The sequence below is a fragment of the Leptospira kirschneri serovar Cynopteri str. 3522 CT genome, from assembly GCF_000243695.2.
In the GTDB taxonomy this organism is placed as follows: domain Bacteria; phylum Spirochaetota; class Leptospiria; order Leptospirales; family Leptospiraceae; genus Leptospira; species Leptospira kirschneri.
In genome coordinates this window covers 477,084-496,469 of the sequence record NZ_AHMN02000004.1, presented here as the reverse complement: position 1 = coordinate 496,469, position 19,386 = coordinate 477,084, and the positions used below count along the sequence as shown (strand labels likewise).

Below are 19,386 nucleotides of genomic sequence, written 5' to 3'. Positions count from 1 at the left end.
ATATTAGAGTTCTTTAAAGAATTCGTCCCAGTCTTCCAATTGTTCTTTTTTGATATGGGAACTTTTTTTAGCGAATTTATAAAACCTTCTCAAGAAGTCGATCCCACGTTTTACTACCGTAGGATCGTCAGGATACATATCGGAAAGATAAAAATTTACGAACTCATCCAATTCAAAAGAGCCAATATCCTTTAATAAAACTTTTTCTTGAATTTTCTCTTCCTCTTCCAAAAACAAAAGAGAAACAAATTCCAGAAATATCTCACTTAAATTTTGATCTACCTCCGAATTTCTTCCCTTTTGTTCGGAAGAGACTAAAAATTCTTTTAAGAATTCTTCTAAGGAAACTGGTTTAGACAAATCAATTAAAATCGATTTTAGTAGAAAGTTTATCTACGATTCCGTATTTGATCGCTTCTTCCGCGTCCATATAATAATCTCTGTCTGTGTCCTCTTCCAATTTGGAAACAGGATGTCCACAAGCATCCGCAAGAATTTGATTTAATTTCGCCTTTGTCTTTAGAATTTCTTCCGCGTGAATTTTCAGATCCGTTGCGGGTGCTACGATCTGTCCGCCAATACTAGGTTGATGAATCATCACTTTACCGTTTGGCCAAATAGAACGTTCTCCTTTTGTTCCTGCAGCAAGTAGAACAGAACCCATAGAAGCGGCCATTCCCATACAAACCGTGTGAACCGGAGAACTAATCATCTTGATCGTGTCAAATACGGTCATTCCCGAAGTGACAACCCCACCCGGACTATTGATATAAAAAGTGATTTTTTTACCTGGATCTTTCATTTCCAGGTAAAGTAGTTTACCGACTAAATCTTTAGAAGATTCGTCCGTAACAGGACCCCAGAGAAAAATCTTTCTATGGTCGAGGAAATTTTTGGAAATTTTACTTCCTGTGAGTTCTTCGAATACTTCTGCGATTTTTTCTGTTTCTGGCATGAACCTTTCCTTATTCGTTTCTAAAATCCAGTTTCTTCTTCCTCATTTTTATGAAAACTCCAATACAAATGAAACTAGAGAAGATTGCATAGAAAATCCGAATAAAATGAATGGGCGGAACTGGAAATTGTTTTCCAGGACGAAACGCATTTAATCTAGACGCTAAAACCGGTTTGAGTTCGGATCTATTTTCTGTTTCTCTAAATTTAACGATATGAGCGTTTTCACTCAATAAATAAAACCGTCTCGCTTCTCTTTCCAAAGCAACTTGATCGTTTTTTAAAATCTTTTGTTTTTCTTCCAACTGCCTATTTTCATAAGAGAGTCTTTCTATATCGAGTTGTAAAGAAGCAAGTGATTCTTCCAATTGAGAACGTACTACGATTCCGGATTCTCCCAAGACGATAAAATAAAAAAGTCCTGAAAAAAAACAAGAGAACAAGAAGACTTTCGTTGGAAGTGTAATCATAAATTTATGCTGCTTTCAAAATTTTCCCCGTTTTGAAGTCCTTATAGGTTTTTAAACAAAAAATCTTTTTGAATCTTTAAAATTTCCAATCTTATTCTCTTTAAATTCGATCGCCCCAAATACCAACTTATAAGATCTCAAAACTATAATCTTATAAATCAAATTTCTGCATCTAATCCTTGTTCTGTGATTGCTATCCAATAAAAATCGCAAATCTGTTTTATAGAAACTTGTATTTGTTCGCTTTAGACGCGTCTATTTTAGACTAAGACGCATTTTTTCCAAATACAAAAACAATTTTATAAATTATAAAAAGTTTCCCTACCCTTATAAACTGCCGATTTTCCGAGTTCTTCTTCGATCCTTAGAAGTTCGTTATATTTTGCAATTCTATCCGTTCTAGAAAGAGAACCGGTTTTAATCTGTCCCGCGTTAGTTGCAACTGCAATATGAGAAATCGTAACGTCTTCCGTTTCCCCACTTCTATGACTTACGACGTTTGTATATTTGGCTTTTTTCGCCATTTCAATAGAAGCGAGAGTTTCGGAAAGAGAGCCAATCTGATTTACCTTAATCAGAATTGAATTTCCAACTCCCGAAGAAATTCCTTTGGAGAGTTTCTCTATGTTTGTCACAAAAAGGTCGTCTCCTACGAGTTGAATTTTCTTTCCCAATTTTTCGGAAAGAAGTTTCCAACCATCCCAGTCATTTTCATCCAAACCGTCTTCGATCGTAATAATCGGATATTTGGAAACCAAATTCGCATAATAATCCACGAGTTCGGAACTGGAGAACTCCTTATTATTTTCGGCACCCAGTACGTATTTCTTTTTACTTTTGTCATAAAACTCGGAAGAAGCCGCATCTAAACCGAGTAAAACGTCTTTTTCAGGTTTATATCCTGCCTTTTCAATGGCTTGTAAAATGACCTCGATCGCTTCCACATTACTAGTCAAATCTGGAGCAAATCCACCCTCGTCTCCGACGGCAGTATTCAATTTTTTTCCTTTGAGGACTGATTTTAAAGAATGAAATACTTCCGCTCCCATACGAAGGGCTTCTCGAAAACTTTTGGCTCCTACAGGAAGGATCATAAATTCTTGAAAGTCTACGTTGTTATCCGCATGAGCGCCTCCGTTGATGATATTCATCATAGGAACCGGCAGTTCTCTGGCAAAGTTTCCTCCGATATAACGATATAATGGAAGTTTAGAATGAAAGGCTGCAGCCTTGGCTACCGCAAGAGAAGTTCCTAAAATTGCATTCGCTCCTAGTTTTCCTTTGTTTTTGGTTCCGTCAGCGTCTAACATGAGTTGGTCGATTCTATTTTGATCGATCGCATTTTCTCCCTTTAGTACTTCTTGAATTTTTACGTTTACGTGTTCTACCGCCTTAAGTACCCCTTTTCCGAGATAACGATGTTTATCTCCATCTCTAAGTTCTACGGCTTCATATTCTCCAGTGGACGCTCCGGAAGGAACCGCCGCTCTTCCAAAAGAACCATCTATAAGGGTTACGTCCACTTCGACCGTAGGATTTCCACGGGAATCCATAATTTCCCGAGCTTGAATTTTCTGAATTTGAGAGTGATGAGACATTTTATTTCCTGAAATTTATGTATGTTTTGTCTGCTTGAAGTTGAAAAAGTTGTAAAACAAAAAACCGATTTTTACTTCTAAAGAAAAACAATTTAGAGCGTTTTCCAAACCTTAGGGAACATAACTGATCACTCGAACAAAACGTGTGAGTTCCCACATTTTCAGGTTTTACAACAAGTTCTTAGTTTTTTCTTAATCCTTTTGCTTTATTCCCACGATCTTTCAAGTCAGAATCAGGGTTATTAAAAGGGTCATATCCAAAGAAATCAAGCGGGAAACACGATCCCTAATTTTGCTTCATTAAGATTTGAAAATCCGGTTTTGTTTTCAAAAATTCACACAGAGTTTCCATGTGGGAACTCTTACAAAATAATGTAACATGAGTTCGATGTAAAGAATCCATGGTTCATTTTTCTAAAAAAAGTTGTGATCTCGATTCCTAAAATGTGGGAACTACCGCAAATCACGATTTTACGAACAAATTCTAAAATTGTAGGAACTCATACTTTTAGAAAATTTTTTCTCGTTTTCTTACACCGATTTCACTGACAGATTCTCCGAAACTGTAAGAACGTTCTTTCGAGAAACGGCATTTTTAAAACCATCTAAGAGAATCAAGTAAAAAAGCGAGATTCTCAAAAATTATAGAAAGAAGCAGTTGACAACTATCTTTCTACTGATTTCGTGGTATTTTGAAGTTTCTTTCTAATCTATTCAGGGAATCCGAATGAACCAAAATTCAGAATTTGACATTGTCACTCTTATCGAATTAGCAAAACGTAACAAATATGAAAGAGCTGTTGCTGGATTCCATACACTAGACCGAATCGAAAGACTAGAATTGCCTAAAAAGATCAAAGCTAGAAAATTAGCCGTTCAGGCAATGTTTGCACTCGCCAACGAAGAAGTACAATACCAATATTTTACAAAAGAAGAAAGAATCCAACTCGACAAAGAAGCAAATCTTACAAACGAATCCTACTCTAAATTCAACGGACTTTTCGAAGCTCCTCAAGCCCCAATTGCAGAAGAAGATACAGAAGAAGATTTTATTCCGGAAGAAGCACCTCGTCCAATTCTTGATGGAGAAGAAGATTCTCTCGATGAAGAAGATGACGACGACGACGAGGACGAAGACGATTTTGACGAGGACGAAGAAGAATCCGAAAAAGAAGAGGATTAGAATTCATCTACCAGCTCGTTACAAATCCAAACGGAACTTTAAACCTAAAGGAAACCCAATCGGGTTTCCTTTTTCATTCTAGATTCAACCCTATTGGAGAAGGAGAAAGAATCGCAGAACAGATTCCGATTCCACTCTCAGACAAAGAAACCATTCTCATCTTCGGTTTCGGTTTAGGCTACCACTTAGAATCTTATCTCCAAAAAACAAACCAGCCAGTAAACATTCTTATACTCGAACCTATTGGAGCATTTAAATCGATCGCAGAAAAATTTTTTGATAGAATCTTAAAATCATACGAAAACAAAGGACATCGTATCCAAATCGTTTTTGGTCTGGACAAATTTCTATCTCACCCACTCTCTTTCTGGCTTTCCGAAAAAACAGACCTGGTTTCCCCTTTTCTACACCCAGTTTATTCCAGAAAATTTCCCGATCTAACATTGAGTTTTTTGGATTCTCTCAAACAAAATTCTCAAAATAAAATCGCCAAAGAATATTTTCAAAAGATCTGGATACGCAACAGTATCCGAAATCTTACAAGTTCATTCCAAAATTCTAATACTTCTCTGATTCTTTCAGGAGCCAAAGATAATTTCTTTCAAAACCAAACCTTAGTTTTTACAGGTGCAAGCCCCTCTCTCGAAAAAGAAACGGACTGGATTTCTAAAAACAGAAGCCGATTTCATCTACTCGCTTCGGATACTTCTTTGGGTTGGATTTTAAACTTCGGAATCGTTCCTGACGTGGTTTTGAGTTTGGATTCTTCTAGAGGCACGTTATTTCACTTTCGAAATATTCTTCCCAAAGAAATTCCAATCCTTACTTGGTTCGGAGGTTGTACTTATCTTTTTGATCTTCCAAATCCGAAATGGATTTATTTTTCCACTCATCCTTTAGATCAAGTTCTAAGATCTCTTTTTTTTCAGAATGCGCCTATCTTGGAAAATCCGTCTTTGAACATGGCGGGAATCGCCGTGTCCTTCGCCAAACATCTAAAATACGATAGATTGATTTTAAAAGGTGTGGACTTTGATAGAAACGGTGGTAAAACTCATTGCAGAACCAGTGGTTACGAAACCTATGATCGTTTTTTTCTTTCTAGAAAAGTAAGTTTATTTAAAACACGGTTTCAAAAATCGAAGTCGTGGGAAAAAAGACTTTCCATTTTAGAAATCTTAAAAGAAGAATCTCCGGAACTTTTCCAATCCGATCCTATGTCTAAAACTGCAAAAAAACTCGGAGAAGGTTTGATCTTAGAAGACACAAAAAAAATTCAGTTCGAAAAATGGATTCGATTTTGTATTGCACATTTGGACCTAAAAGACTATTTTTCCTCTCGGATTTTGAATATTCCTTCGGTAATCAAACTCTAAGTAAATCTTAAAGATATACTCTTGACGCAATTCTATTTCTAAAGATACTTTCCGATTTGGGACAAAGATTATGAATAAAGGTTATATCATTTGTGTCGATGATGAAATATCGGTGCTGGAAACGATTCAACAGCAACTCCGTAACGAATTCGGAGAAAGCCATGAAATCGAAATTGCAAACAGCGCGGAAGAAGCCCTGGCGCTCATGGAGGAAATCCAAAATTCCGGCTATGTAATCGAAGTAGTGATTACCGATCAAGTAATGCCCGGCATGAAAGGTTCCCAATTTTTAGAGGAAGTACATAAAAAACTTCCAGACTCGATCAAGATCATGCTCACCGGTCAGGCCGGTCTTGATTCCGCGATCCACGCGATCAACTACGGGGGTTTAAGTCGTTATGTGGAAAAACCTTGGAATATAGAAGAACTCACAGGGGATATTCGTTTCTTGATAGAAAAGTTCCGTCAAAATTTAGAGAATCAACATTTAATCAATGAACTCAGTAGAAAAATCCAAGAACTGGAAGAACAAAATCAAAAATTCCAGCAAGAAATCTAAAAAAATACACCTTAACTTTGTGAAACATATTCTTTTTTTTGCATATATTCTTCTTTTACTTTTTACGCAAATTTCCGTATTTGCTCAATCAAAGTCGACTAAACTTTCCGAAGAACAAATTCTAAAGAAAAAAGAAGTTCTTCTACAGGTTTTAAAGTTCGGAACTACAAAAGAAAGAGCGATGGCGCTTCGAGAACTTGAACGGTTTCCGCCTGAACATTCCGGAATCCTAATAGATCAACTCGGTAAAATTTTAGATAAAGATCCCGATTGGATGATGAGGGTCTACACAATTAGAACCGTTGCTACATTAAAACTCACCCAATATGAAGAATCCATTCTTAAACTTCTAAAAAACGAACAACCGGACATACAAAAGGAATCCATCTACGCCACTAAAAAATTAAAGTTCGAAAAGGCCGTTCCGATTCTTTTTGAAATACTAAAAACACAGGACTTTACTAAAAATTCCAATCTTACCGTAGGCCTTTTAGATGCGTTAGGTGACTTTCCTCCTCAAGAAGAATCTTCTTCTTTTTTACTCGCTCGATTGCATGAAAACTTCAACGATCCAGAAATCAGAGCCCAAATCGCTCTTTTTTTCGGAAAGAACAAGGATAAAAAAGCGGAGAACACGTTACTCGAAATCTATAAGGACCCTAAAGAACCAATCACTCTTAGAAGTTTTTCCGTTAGTTCTCTTGGCAAGATGAAATCCATTTCCTCAATGCAGACGATCAAGGAGGAATTGGAAAAAATTAGGAATCTCAAAAACAAACAAGAAGTTAAAGACTTTCAACCCCTAAAAATCCATTCCATTACGGCACTCGTTTCTATGGGCGACAAAGATATATTAGAAGAATTGTATGCATATGCAAGAGACGATGATCCCGTCGTAAGACTTAGAGCGATCAAACATCTTACCGATACGGGGGATATGTCCGTTCTTGAAATTTTAGAGTATAAGGCTCACAAAGACCCGAGTGAAAAAGTAAAAAAAGCCGCAAAAACAGCGATCGAAAAATTAAAAAAAGGAGAATCCGGAAAGGATCCAGATGATTCTTCACTTCCTATCAAACCCAAGTCAGGACATAGAGAAAAACCAATTCGTTCGAGCGATCCCTCTCCGTTACCCGGAACTTCCAGTCCTGATCTAAGACCTTCAGGGGGAGAAAGCGGCTCTTCTCCTTCTCCATCCGGAGGAGGCAAACCCGAATCTGAGGACTTAGAGGATTAATCTATTGTTACGTTTTTTAAATATTCAAAAAATATTTTGGACTTGTTTTCTTTTTTCTAATATTTTGACCCTATCCGTTTTTTCTCAGGAAATACATAGGGCTGCTTCTACGTATCGAAATTCGATCTCTCTTTCAGAACCTAGAATCTCCGATATTAAAGAAGCTCTATCTTCCGAATCTCCCGATTTTCCGAATTCATTAAAACTTTTTTTTCAAGAACTCAAGGGAAACTACGCGATTTTTTATGACTGGAACGGAGATACAGTATATTATAAATATAGAATTAACAAATTTGACAGATCGAAACTTAAACAAGTTCGTAAACTTTCGGAAGGCGCTGCATATGAAGTAAATGGTCTCTGGGAAGGTTTGCTCGTATTTCAAGTTTCCACCGTTCCACTTTTCAAAAAGGCTTCTGAAATTAGTTTAGAAGAAAAAAAAGAAAAATTTTCCATTCCGGTTTTTGATCTTGTTGAATTCAAGGAACTGGCTCTGGATGAAATTCTTTATTAAAAATAAGATTCAAAGAAATTTTTTTATAAAAAAACTTCTAACTTTTTCAATTTTTCTAAGCGGTTTTATTTTTTATTCGTTCTTTGATTTACTTGCGTTAGATCCGTTAAATCCGGATTTATCGTATCATTCGACTCCTTTTATCTTAAACATAGTGAAAATTCGTTTTCCGGAAAAAGCGGAAGTTCTGAAACTGGGAACCGGAAATCACTGGAAAATAATCCCTACTCAAGGAAGAGCTTGGATGTTGATTCTACGAGAATGGGACGGACTTCCTTCCAATGAAGAATCTCTCAAATCCATTTTGAAAAACTTATTTCCAAATCCGTTTCCAAAACTTCCTAACTTAAAAATGATTGGTGGTGAAAGAAATAAAATCGTTTCCGGAACCCCTCTTACCATTCGTTATTTTCTTTTGGAAAAAAATAAAAAAATCGTATCAATCTATCTCTGTTTTGATTCAGAAAATAAAATCGTTTCTGATTTTTTTCAAGACCCGAATCAATTTTTGATACCAACCTCGATCAATTCTTTTTGATCTCTTTTGAGAAATTCACTTGAAGAACAAGACTTCTCATAAAAACTGGAATCACTCCGGGCCTATAGCTCAGTTGGTTAGAGCGGCAGACTCATAATCTGCGGGTCGAAGGTTCAAGTCCTTCTGGGCCCAGCGGAGTAAACTTACTTCAAACAAAATCAAATATCAACTTGAACCTTTCTTGCGAGAGCATTTCAAGCGATCCGTAGAGAGCGCAAGAAACGTGAGACGAATCATTTAGACTCATACTGTGGCAGGAAACGAACTCCAGTCACTTTAGATTTCTCCAGCGTTTCTGCAATTTATCTGTGTACAATGATTTGGTATAGGTATTTCCTCCAACACGAATAGATGTTGATCTTTAATTCACGATTCATCCAAAGTCAAATATTTCCACACAAAGATTTTACTAAAACTATCATCAACATACTCAACCGACGATTTTATAAAATCGACACACGCAATCTTCTCGATTACGTTCAAGACGAAGTAATCTTCATGCACCTCGCCAATTTTTGTATTCTGGATTCTACATGAAAAAGTTTCGATGTTACTTACCCCAAACTTTTGCAATAAGCACACTATTCGACCCTAAAATATGGGAGGAGCTCCCATCACCATCAGGTTAAGTAAGTTCACCTTGAGACCGTTTGTCCATTATGATGTCCACCACCTTCTTTTCGAATTTATATTCCTCTTCATCCTCCGAGAATAATAGCCTGACCATTTTCTCGATCGTTTTTCCAAATCCAATAATTCATGAATACACACACCTCTAAAAAATAAAATTCCATTCCGTTTTATTTAGACTCGGAAAGTATTTAAAACTAGAAAATAACGCTTTTACTCATCTCTATCAAATTGAATATCTAAATGTTTATCACAAAATACCGTTCACATAAATTCAATAAAATTCCGATGCGAAAACAATTGAAGCGGAGAACTCAGCAGAACTCTCTTCTGAATGCCTATCCTTAGTGAGGCATTCGCTTTAGTTTCTTAGGTCGCTCTACAAGGTCGCGTTTAGGGCGTTACAGATCGCGTTCTATAATAAATTGTAGCTAAAGACAAAATACTACATTAAGTTTCCTTTATGCAATTTATTAACTAAAACTAAAAGCGCAGTCCGGCAACACAGGATTCGCCCAAATTTCCTTCCACTGAATCTATATTATAGTTATTGAAAGTTTGTATTAACAAAACTGTTTCAATCAACCATTTTCATAAAACAGATATAGAATTCATTCTTCAACAACTCTATTATTAAAACATAAACCATTGGGTTGATTTTTCATTTGTAATCCTGAGCAAAATTAGAAAAGATCAATCTAAATGCCTTAAGATAAATTATTGGAATCAAACTTGAACTAAAAATAAAGATTTAAAAATTCATTATATACTTTATTAATTTAAATATTGATAATTTCCAATTGAAAAACTCTAATAAAAATTTCTACATTTATGAGCTTGCACTTGAAATAAATCTTTATTTCCATGGCATACTATGGAATCCAATCTATACAATTCTAGACTACTCAAAGAAGTAGAACAATCCAACCCAGATATATCTAAAATAAAAAATTTACTAAATGAAGGTGCTAACATCAATTGCCACTCTTTGAATAAAGGAGCAAGAAATAATTGGGGAAATACACCACTTCACATCTCTGTAAATAACGGAAACCTTGAAATTGTCGAAAAACTCATAAATTTAGGAGCTGACGTTAATTCTAAAAATACCGAAGGAGACACCCCAGCATTTAAGATTCCTTGGGGTAGAAAAGAAGGACTCGAATTATTACAACTTCTGCATAAACACGGAGCCAATTTATTCGAAAAGAATAACGATCAAACTTCTTTACTCCATTACGCTGCGTTAAATAATCAAATTTCTATTTTAGAATTTCTTTTAGAACAAGGTTTAGATCCTAATCAAGGTAATCTAAAGAACGAAACTCCTTTGTATTGGACAGTACATTATAATTCTTTAAAATGCGTCTCCATTTTACTAAATGCCGGTTCCAATATAAATTGGAAAAATTCAGAAGGAAGAACCGTTTTACATGAAGCAGCAGAAAGAGATTATCAAGATCTTATTCAAATTTTTCTCCAAGCGGGAGCGGATAAAGAAACAATCGATAACGAAGAAAAAAAACCAATAGATCTCGCCGAAAAAGAAAAAACAAAAAATTTACTTTCTGGAAGTATATCTTCTAATTTAGATTCTCTACTTCTATCGATGATTCAAAAATTAAAAGCCGATCAAAAAGAATTTTTTGAATCTCTTCCAAAAGAAATTCAAGAAAGTCTGCAAAGTTCTTTATCAAAAATAGATCGTGTCAATTTCATCAAATCTACTTCCAAAATATTCAAAAAACTTAAAAAACATTGGGAAACTTCTTTTCCAGAAATCACTACGATTCTTTTCGAATGGGGCGGAGAAACACAAACCCCATTTAACGGTTACGCCTATGCCCGAGGTTACGAACAATTTGAAACAATCGGAAAAGGTGCATTTGTATTTGAAAGTGAATTTTTGAAATTCGAAGATCTCAAAAATGGTATAGATTTTACGGATGCATTTGAAGGAATCGATAGTATATTAGAACTTTGCAATTCTCAAGAATATTGGATCGTAAAAAAACTTTATAATTTATTTTTATCAATTTTGTTAAACGAAGTTCTTACAGATATTTTTTCACCAGAGTCCGAAAATTTTTGGTTCATTTTCGGCAGTGAACACGACCAAGAGCCTTTTTTATTGTATAAATCTTGATGACCATTTTCAACTTAGAGCCGGTCTCAAAACTACCTATCAAAAAAGTTAAAAGCAATGATAGAGCTTGCGAGATAAAGAGATGCAAGATAATTTTCAGATTTTCTTTCCCAACGAATTAGGATAGCCCTGAATCGATTGTGCCAACTGTTAGTTCTTTCAACGACCCATCTTCGAGGCTTTCCTTTATATTTACCGATCAATGGTTTCTCGCCTCTTCTTCGAATGTGAGGCCGGATATTTCTTCTTCTAATTAATTTTTCTGTATCTTTAAAGTCATATCCTTTATCTAAACAAAGATGTTTTGGTTTCTTTTTTCTTCTACCGGAAAAAATCAGGATTGAATTCAACGTATCTTTTACAGCGTGTTTATCATGAACATTGGCTCCACTCAATGTTATGGCCAAAGGAATTCCATTTCCATCTGTAAGAATATGCCGTTTAACCCCTAATTTGGCACGGTCTGTAGGGTTTTTCCCAGTTAAGCTCCCCCTTTGGGAGCTTTAACCATTGCTGAATCCATCGAAGCCCAGTCCCATGCTATCTGATTCTTTACATCATAATATTTTAAAATAGATTTATAAATCTTTTTGAATACTCCTGCTCGTTCCCATTCTTGAAATCTTCTGTGACAAGTTTGGCCAGATCCAAACTCATTCGGAATGGCACGCCACTGACAGCCTGTTTTCATTCGATAGATGATACCGGCCATTACTAATCGTGTTGGTACTCGATTGCGACCTCCTTTCGGATTTACCTTTTCTTTCGGGATCAATGGGGCTATTTGTTTCCAAAGTCCATCCGGTATCTCTGAATAATATTTGTCCATTTCACAAGTAAATAATTACGATTCAAAAGTACAACCAGTTTTGAGACCGGCTCTTAATTAAAATCGTTCTACCAAAATAGAATAAAAATATAATTTATAATCGAAAAACAATTCAAGTTAAGAACTGTAATTGCAGAAAGAGAACTTCTTTTTCAATCAAAAAATAAAAACAAAAGATCATCTTAAAAATCAGTAAGCCTAAATATTTTCCAAAACCAGACGATTGTTGGTATTGTCCGATACAGATAACAGAAATTGGATTCAAAAAAATACCTGCCGCCTATGGAGAGAACTCGATGCAATCGTTCTAACTTGCAATCAAAATGATTATCATTGACCTTTCTCATTTTCAAAAAACTCAATCCGGAAAATTGATTTGGCTTGGACAAGAACAAAAAGTTATCTCAAAAATCTTTCTGGTGTCAAATGCAACTTTGTAAGTAAATTCACATGAATTCAACTTATTTTGATGCAACTAAATCTTTTCATAAAAATACAGTAGCTCCCACAAATTACGTTTCATCATTTCATTTACTGGTTTAAAAAATTTTTGTATAAGCTGGGACAAAACCTTATTTTCATAGATTGAAAAAAGATAGTAAACGAATCCTTACTATTAAAAATAACTTCTTATGAAAAAAAACTATCGGTTAGGAACAGTAATTGCGGAACGGGAAATTCTCTTTCAAGTTGGGAAAAAAAAATCTAAGGTCCATATCAAAATTGGAAAACCTAAACTTTATCCAGATCCGGACTTTCCTTGGTATTGTACTTTACAAATTATAGGCATTGGTTCCGAAAAAGTTCATGTGGCGTTTAGTTTTGATTCAATCGGAGCTATTGATCATGCATTCCAAATGACAGGCTCACTACTGGTCCATTACTTTCAAAAATTATATGATTTCAATTGGTTAAAACCTGAAGACTTGCTCTTTCCACCTACAATAAAGTTAGAAGAACTTTCAAAAAATGAAATTCGTCTGCAAAAAAATTTAAAAAAACATAATGTTCGAATTCAATACAAAAATCTCTCCGAATGAGTAAACACGGCCGTGTAAAAGAATGACTCATAAAACACATATAGAGAAAAATTTAAAAAGAACATAATTGTTGGATTATTTATAAATTCAACGACCCAGACAACGAAAGATTGAGGAATCTCTTTGAATGACTTGATAAATTAGAAAAAGAAGTATATGACGAATGATGACCCGTTTCAAGACAAGAATGAAAATTTAAAGAAGGAACTCTTTGAAATAACAGAGAAGAGTAAAATTCCAAAAAGTCTGTGTGCATTTTCTTGAGACCAAATATACGTAAAGAAGAGTCATCCTTTGCAAACCGTATATTTAATATTTTGAATATATAAAAAACAATTGTTATGATTGATCGAAGAAAAAAGATAACGATAGAATAAAGTCTAATCAAAAGTTAAATGAAAGAATTCGGATTCTGTTCGAGGAGCGATGAACTCAGCCGGAGTCTGCGTTGTGGGTATCTACGAATTCATCAAAAACCTAGAAGAAAAACTTTTCGTATCCAAAAATCTAATTTACAGAAAAAAATTTAACACAATTCAAGAGACACAATATTTTCTGTTTATTATATCGAAAAATATTATAACAAAAAGAAAAGAAGGTCAACTTTAGGTTATAGGAACCCTGTCAAGTTTTGAAAGAAATATCTGCATAACCAGACCCGTTTTTTCAAAGGAAGTTTGAAAATAAAATTTTTCAGAATATTTGACTTACTCAAATTTATATAACAAAATACAATGAATACTCTCATAAGGTGTTGATTAACGCGTTTTTGGTATAATTCAATGCGAAAATGATTGAAGCAGAAAACTCAGCGTCCCACTTCTTGAACTCAATACATCTCTTCCTGAATGTCTATCCTTAGAGAGGCATTCACTGAGTTTTCTAGGTCGCTCTGCAGGTCGCGTTTTAGGGCGTTCGACAGATCGCGTTCTATAATAAATTGTAACTAAAGACAAAATATTACATTAAGTTTCCTTTATGCACTTTATTAACTGAAACTAAAAGTACAGTCCACGCAATACCGAATTTGCCCAATTTTTTTTCGTTGAATTTCATCTATCAAGTTTAAAAGATTAAGTATTTTATTATATAGTTCCAAATAGCAGGATAAAATCTCATTTTTATTCTCTCTAAATCCATTCAGATTAAATAGTTTAACAGAATATTATAAATTTATAAATTTTAATTCTGAGTTGATGTGAATTCCCATAAAAAAATAAAGATAATTTCCTAAAAGCAATAACTTCTACATTTTTTATTCAGTTATATAAAAACGCTACACACACGAACTTACATTCAATGTTTCTATAACATTTATTTACGAATTTTCTAAATATTATCACTGTATAATTTGATCAAGTTTGCGCAACTGAGGTTTTGAAATTAACGTTTAAAGTTTGATCATGCCCGCAAATTCGGAAAGATTCAAACAGATATTTAAATTGTTCTTTATATTTACAACTCCCGTTTTTAAGTTTTTAAAGTCAAATTTTTATTGACATTTTATAGAACGTTTCATTTTTTACTGGCATGAAAAAATATTCTATCAGTACAATTATTGCAACTGCTTGTTGCATTTTTCTTTTAACTTCCGGATGCAAACAAGATCCGGTAGATTACAACAATAAAATCATGGAAATCATGAACACTTCTACAAATGATTTAGATGCGTTAAACGCAGCTATGGAAAAGGAAGACCTTACAAACGCTGAAAACGTCAGAAAAACTTGGGAAGCAAATCTGGTTTCTTCACTCAATAAATTAAAAGGTATCGGTGACTTTAAAGGAGATTCCAGCTTTAAAAACGCAGGCGTCCAAGCACTCGAAACCTATTTGAACATCGTGAGTAAAGACTACAAACGTTTGATCGAATTACGTGGATTAGGTGATAAAGCAGACTCAAACGAAATCAATCAGGTTCTCAACCGCATCAATCAGGATTTCGAAAAGGCAGCAAATACTCTCAACGCCGCTTCTGATAAATTTGCGAAAGAATACGCTTCTCAATAAGTAATTTATTAAAAAATAAATCACTAACCCAACTTAGTGGCGCCTCCAAGTAAACGCCACTTTTTGAAAGAAGTTCTATTACTCTTTCCTATAAAATTGAGTATCGTAAAACACTGTTTCAGTAGAACATTTTGCGTACAATTTTACATAGTTCTGAAGAATAGATCTTTCTTTGAAAAAACGATATATGTGAATAAAAAATTTATAGAACTCTAAAAACCTCAATTACATGAATCTATCTGGTTTCGTGGTTATCTTTAAAATTTGAATCTTATTTTAACGTGAAGAGAATTTTCTAAAAGTATGAGTTCCCACAATTTTGGAATTCTTTCGTAAAACTGTGATTCGCAGTAGTTCCCACATTTTAGAAATCGATCTGTAAAGTTCAGATTCCAACTTTTTTCAAGAAATGAATCATAAATTCTCACGCCTAACTCATGTTATTTTATAAATGGCTCCTTTGGAAAAATTCACTATTACTCTCGAAAAATTTTTTGAGATGAGTGATTTTTTTTGATTCAAATTTGATCCGTTCCACTCTTTACGAGAACCGTAGTAGGTATGGGCGCTTTATTACTAAACTCTGATCATGAAAATTGTTCTACACTTCAAAAAAATCCTTCCGAAACGGTCACTCTTTTGATTCCGGAAGATACTTGGCTACTTTTTTCCGAAAAAGNTGTAATCGTATAACTTCGTATAATGTATGCTATACGAAGTTATTACGCTTTGAAAAATTCAGTCTTACTCTCAAAATTTTTTAGATGATGATTTTTTGATCAAATTGATCCGTCCACNCTTTGCGAGAACCGTAGTAGGTATGGGCGCTTTATACTAAACTCTGATCATGAAATTAGTTCTACACTTCAAAAAAATCCTTCCGAAACGGTTACTCTTTTGATTCCGGAAAATACTTGGCTTCTTTTTTCCGAAAAAGATGTAAAGCTGCTTACTAAAAAAATTCCTGCACTTTTAAAAATTTATGGGAAATATATTTCTTCTTCGGAACGTCTTGGCAAAAAAGCGGACAGAACTTTGTATCAATCCAGTCCGGGTAAATCAAAAATGAAACGAATAAGCGTTCGTGTTCCTTCTGCAAGTTGGACTCTTTTGGGAACGTTGGCTCAAGCTCATGGTGTGTCTAGGTGTTATCTTTTTAATTATCTTTTGAAGTTGGAAGCCCTCGGGGTCGGTGATTCTATTTTGAATACGGTTCGGGCGGGAGTTCCCACGTTTCACTGGTCTTACAGTTATATCCTACACTTAGATCTGCTAAACAATCGAGTCACCCGAAAATTACACTGTGAACCAGAATCTTATTTTTACGCCTTAGACCTAGAACACTGAAGCAAGTAAATTAATAATTCCTTATATTCCTAAAACTGCATCATAAATTGCTGGAAGTTCTGCTTCTAAGCAGTAATTCTCGTACAATCCAAAGTGACTTATTATGCAGTTCTCAGTAAGTTTACTTCATAGTAGTTCCCACATTTACCTTCTTCGGCACATAAAAATAATACAAACCTGTCCCAAAGTTTAAAAATTACGAAAATTTGATGATCAATAAACTATTAGAAAGTTCGCGAATGTTTAGATATGACGGTTTCTGTGGGAACTCCTGCATTTTACTAAAAATTTCTAAAGAACTATCGTTTATTCCTTTTGAGATATTGAAACAAGTTCACTATTAATTTCAACAAAACTGATCACCTTACACTCTGACACATGGAAATAATACGATTCTGAGCTTGTCTCAAAATTTAAAATGTGGGATCTCACACAAAAAGCCAAGGATTTCAAGTTAGATATAATTTTTTAAAAATTTCTGCGTCTTTGTAAAACCGCCTATTCATTTTCTGATACTATTTTCATACGTCCGAGTAATAAATCTTCAGTTCAATTCGTTCCGTTTCAAATTTCTATTTTGTTTTTAAAAAATTCTGAAATAAAAATTGAATTGTAAAACAAACTCTTTTAACTCAAAATCCTAGATCTGAAAAACTTTTCGATTAAACATACGGTCCAAAAATTTCGATTCGTTTTACAAAAACAATGCGTGAGCGGCTCGAAAAGCGCGTAAGCGTCCCGTAGGGACGAGCGCCAATGCGCGAAGCTTGTAGAAGACGCGGCCCTGCAATCTCAAAAAAATCTTTTTAAAAAACTAAAATCTCGCAGGGGCACGCCCGAGTTATATTATAAAAACAGATATTTAATACAATAGTATTTTATAATTTTTGAATCTATTTTTTAAAATAGAATATTTTTCTGAGTATAAAAAAATTTTTTACTAACTTTACTGCTTTTATTTCAAATTTCAATTCGTTTGAACCTGAATTTTTTTAGAAAGAATTCGCTTAAAAAGACTAAAAAATCATTTAAATCCAGGTTGGCACAAAAGTTTTCACCGACAATCCTGGCAAGTAGTATGGCTGGAGTTTTAGAAAAAAAAACACATCTCGTAAAAGAAGAGGCAAAAGCGGACTTAACGTTGCGGCCGATGATATATTTATCTTTCCCATTCCCGGAACCACATATAAGTTTGTGGAAAAAGTATGGTCTTCATTCGTAAATAAATTTGTCGCATTAACTTTCACAAACAACCAACCGGTGTTTAATTACGCCGTATTCGAAGCGATCCAAGATAAAAATCTTAAAATAGTTGCTTCCGCGACTCATTTTAAAATGAAAGAGATCGCTACCAGAATCGGTCTCAAAGACATTCAAGAGTTTATCAATAGAACCCTTCCCGTTTCGATCCAAGACCAAGATAATCTTTCCGCAAACTTTATCCGAGAAGCGATCATTTCCGTAGAAACTAAAAAACGTCCGGAAGTTGTTTTCAGCAGTCTCAAAGACGATAAAATTCACCCGAACTTAAGACACCTTCTTTCCGGCACTATGAACTACGCCGCTGGAATTCCTCTTTTTGTAAAAGGAAATCCAATCGGTATGATCTGGGGAATTCGCAGAGATAGAATGACAGACGAACAAAGGGAAGAAGTTAGAGAACAGTTAAGTTCTTTTTACGACGTTGTAGATTTTGTAGTCGCCAGAGAAATGGATAATAAAGCAGATCCTTATATCGCTAAAAAGAATATTGAAAAGGCAGATCTCCATTCTTACGCAAAACATCTCTATTACACTCGAACCGGTGGACAACAACATCCGGTTACTTCGATCATATTCGATTGTCATACTTATGATTGTTCTTATCGCCTAGATGCAAGTTATATCATACCGTCTAACAATGGTTTTTCGGTCAGTCTAAAACGATTTGAACCGGAAAAAACGAACGGCACCGGAAAGATTCTTTTACTAATTCCAGGTTTTTTCTGTAGAAGATCCGTGATGGACAAAGTAGCAAGAGAAATGGCGCTCAAGTATGGCTATCGAGTTTTTTCTATGGATATGCGGGGCCGTTCCAGACAAACACTTCCCTACAACGGTATCAAAGAAGGTTGGACAATAGACGATTTCATCCAAGAAGATTTTCCAGCCGTGCTCAACTGGATTCGAGAAAGTTTTCCTAAAGAAAAGATCGTAGTCATGGGGCATAGTATGGGAGGAATGATTCCTCGTTATTATGTATCCGCCTACGAAACCTTCATCGCTAAATATCCTCAAAATAAAGTACCTCTTCCCGATCCCAAAGAAGTGATTTCCGGAATTATCTCGGTTACTTCTCCAAACTTTGTTTCTGTAGGAACCAATATTCCTGGGATGAGCGCTCTCAAAACTGGACTCAGCTTATTACCAGCTAAATCGATTTCTGATTTCCTTTTTGATATTACTACTTTTTCTCTTCAATCCACTCTTCCGACAGTAGACCTGAATAAATTCTTTAAGTTCTTATTAGGCCTTCATTCTTCTTTAAGAACGGTTTCGTTTGAACTCAGTACAAAAGTTGTCAATCTAAGAGATTTCGTAGGTTATAGACAGATTTCTCCTCCGGAATGGTATTTTCTAATCGAAGATATTTTTTGTGAAGAATCCACAAAGGTGATTCTGCAATTTATCCGTTCTCAATTGAGTAAGGACCACGCATTTTTTTCCTTCGACGGTTCTATCAATTACACGGAACTACAAAGAAACTTCCAACTTCCGATCTATTCCGTATTAGGCACGTTGGATAAGATTGTTCCAGTAAACTCCGTGGAAGAAGAGCTGAGAGTCCTTCCTTCTTCCAACAATCAAATCGTAAAATTCGATCAGGGACATTTGGGAATTTTATTTCATATGCCCACGGTTCGAGAAATGTGCTCTGGCTTTCACGATTGGATCCAGAAACTGGATTAATTTTCT

16 protein-coding genes, 1 tRNA gene and 2 pseudogenes are annotated in these 19,386 nt (G+C 34.9%); 14 read left to right on the top strand and 5 right to left on the bottom strand.

Going from position 1 to position 19,386, the window contains the following annotated elements; genetic code table 11:
• Nucleotides 1-3: 3 nt before the first annotated feature.
• The 4 genes from LEP1GSC049_RS221960 to eno all read right to left on the bottom strand — a co-directional run bounded on the left by LEP1GSC049_RS221960 (nucleotide 4) and on the right by eno (nucleotide 3,022).
• Complete coding sequence (locus LEP1GSC049_RS221960; protein WP_004758748.1) at nucleotides 4-360, bottom strand: hypothetical protein; 357 nt, start codon at nucleotides 358-360, stop codon at nucleotides 4-6.
• A gap of 1 nt (nucleotide 361) precedes the next feature.
• On the bottom strand, nucleotides 362-955 hold the full coding sequence (locus LEP1GSC049_RS221965) for a ClpP family protease (protein WP_004755913.1): 594 nt from the start codon (nucleotides 953-955) through the stop codon (nucleotides 362-364).
• A 10-nt stretch (nucleotides 956-965) separates the two neighbouring features.
• Nucleotides 966-1,424 carry a septum formation initiator family protein gene (locus LEP1GSC049_RS221970; RefSeq protein WP_016748694.1) on the bottom strand — a complete coding sequence of 153 codons (459 nt, stop codon included), beginning with the start codon at nucleotides 1,422-1,424 and terminating at the stop codon, nucleotides 966-968.
• A gap of 299 nt (nucleotides 1,425-1,723) precedes the next feature.
• A complete protein-coding gene (gene eno, locus LEP1GSC049_RS221975) occupies nucleotides 1,724-3,022 on the bottom strand; it encodes a phosphopyruvate hydratase (RefSeq protein ID WP_004755972.1) in 1,299 nt (432 codons plus the stop codon).
• A gap of 712 nt (nucleotides 3,023-3,734) precedes the next feature.
• On the opposite strand from eno, the gene LEP1GSC049_RS221980 reads away from it, so the two are divergent.
• The 8 genes from LEP1GSC049_RS221980 to LEP1GSC049_RS222015 all read left to right on the top strand — a co-directional run bounded on the left by LEP1GSC049_RS221980 (nucleotide 3,735) and on the right by LEP1GSC049_RS222015 (nucleotide 11,205).
• Nucleotides 3,735-4,205 (top strand): DNA primase, encoded by a 471-nt coding sequence (locus tag LEP1GSC049_RS221980; RefSeq protein WP_244266174.1) that lies wholly within the window; start codon nucleotides 3,735-3,737, stop codon nucleotides 4,203-4,205.
• Nucleotides 4,206-4,357: 152 nt separating this feature from the next.
• A complete protein-coding gene (locus LEP1GSC049_RS221985) occupies nucleotides 4,358-5,581 on the top strand; it encodes a 6-hydroxymethylpterin diphosphokinase MptE-like protein (RefSeq protein WP_232410866.1) in 1,224 nt (407 codons plus the stop codon).
• Between the two features lie 70 nt (nucleotides 5,582-5,651).
• Nucleotides 5,652-6,140: a response regulator gene (locus tag LEP1GSC049_RS221990; protein WP_016748692.1), complete on the top strand. Its 489-nt coding sequence runs from the start codon at nucleotides 5,652-5,654 to the stop codon at nucleotides 6,138-6,140.
• Nucleotides 6,076-7,377: a HEAT repeat domain-containing protein gene (locus LEP1GSC049_RS221995; protein ID WP_016748691.1), complete on the top strand. Its 1,302-nt coding sequence runs from the start codon at nucleotides 6,076-6,078 to the stop codon at nucleotides 7,375-7,377. The genes LEP1GSC049_RS221990 and LEP1GSC049_RS221995 overlap by 65 nt, the downstream gene beginning before the upstream one ends.
• Nucleotides 7,378-7,381: 4 nt before the next feature.
• Nucleotides 7,382-7,891 carry an LIC_11959 family protein gene (locus LEP1GSC049_RS222000; RefSeq protein ID WP_004763209.1) on the top strand — a complete coding sequence of 170 codons (510 nt, stop codon included), beginning with the start codon at nucleotides 7,382-7,384 and terminating at the stop codon, nucleotides 7,889-7,891.
• The gene (locus tag LEP1GSC049_RS222005) at nucleotides 7,875-8,429 is read left to right on the top strand and encodes a hypothetical protein (protein WP_016560436.1); all 555 of its coding nucleotides are present in this window, start codon (nucleotides 7,875-7,877) and stop codon (nucleotides 8,427-8,429) included. Before LEP1GSC049_RS222000 ends, LEP1GSC049_RS222005 begins: the two co-directional genes overlap by 17 nt.
• A gap of 58 nt (nucleotides 8,430-8,487) precedes the next feature.
• Nucleotides 8,488-8,561, top strand: a tRNA-Ile gene (locus tag LEP1GSC049_RS222010).
• Between the two features lie 1,372 nt (nucleotides 8,562-9,933).
• A complete protein-coding gene (locus LEP1GSC049_RS222015; RefSeq protein WP_004776763.1) occupies nucleotides 9,934-11,205 on the top strand; it encodes an ankyrin repeat domain-containing protein in 1,272 nt (423 codons plus the stop codon).
• A gap of 32 nt (nucleotides 11,206-11,237) precedes the next feature.
• On the opposite strand, the gene LEP1GSC049_RS2000000227310 is transcribed toward LEP1GSC049_RS222015, so the two are convergent.
• Nucleotides 11,238-12,034, bottom strand: a protein-coding gene (locus LEP1GSC049_RS2000000227310; protein ID WP_162833665.1) for an IS5 family transposase whose coding sequence is annotated in 2 segments (ribosomal slippage) — nucleotides 11,238-11,689 and nucleotides 11,689-12,034 — 798 coding nt in all. Because the reading frame shifts where the segments join, the coding sequence is not laid out codon by codon here.
• A gap of 632 nt (nucleotides 12,035-12,666) precedes the next feature.
• On the opposite strand from LEP1GSC049_RS2000000227310, the gene LEP1GSC049_RS222025 reads away from it, so the two are divergent.
• The 6 genes and pseudogenes from LEP1GSC049_RS222025 to LEP1GSC049_RS222045 all read left to right on the top strand — a co-directional run bounded on the left by LEP1GSC049_RS222025 (nucleotide 12,667) and on the right by LEP1GSC049_RS222045 (nucleotide 19,380).
• Nucleotides 12,667-13,074 (top strand): DUF6968 family protein, encoded by a 408-nt coding sequence (locus LEP1GSC049_RS222025; protein ID WP_004762018.1) that lies wholly within the window; start codon nucleotides 12,667-12,669, stop codon nucleotides 13,072-13,074.
• A 426-nt stretch (nucleotides 13,075-13,500) separates the two neighbouring features.
• Nucleotides 13,501-13,683, top strand: a complete 183-nt coding sequence (locus LEP1GSC049_RS2000000228995) for a hypothetical protein (protein ID WP_016748683.1) — start codon at nucleotides 13,501-13,503, stop codon at nucleotides 13,681-13,683.
• Nucleotides 13,684-14,604: 921 nt separating this feature from the next.
• Entirely contained in the window at nucleotides 14,605-15,084 is a 480-nt protein-coding gene (locus LEP1GSC049_RS222035; protein WP_004755938.1) for an LIC11966 family lipoprotein, read from the top strand.
• Nucleotides 15,085-15,645: 561 nt separating this feature from the next.
• Nucleotides 15,646-15,768 (top strand): annotated as a pseudogene (locus tag LEP1GSC049_RS2000000227745) (DUF1564 family protein); the annotation flags it as partial.
• 99 nt (nucleotides 15,769-15,867) lie between these two features.
• On the top strand, nucleotides 15,868-16,431 hold the full coding sequence (locus tag LEP1GSC049_RS222040) for a DUF1564 domain-containing protein (RefSeq protein WP_420890158.1): 564 nt from the start codon (nucleotides 15,868-15,870) through the stop codon (nucleotides 16,429-16,431).
• Nucleotides 16,432-17,509: 1,078 nt separating this feature from the next.
• Nucleotides 17,510-19,380 (top strand): annotated as a pseudogene (locus tag LEP1GSC049_RS222045) (alpha/beta hydrolase).
• Nucleotides 19,381-19,386 lie beyond the last annotated feature (6 nt).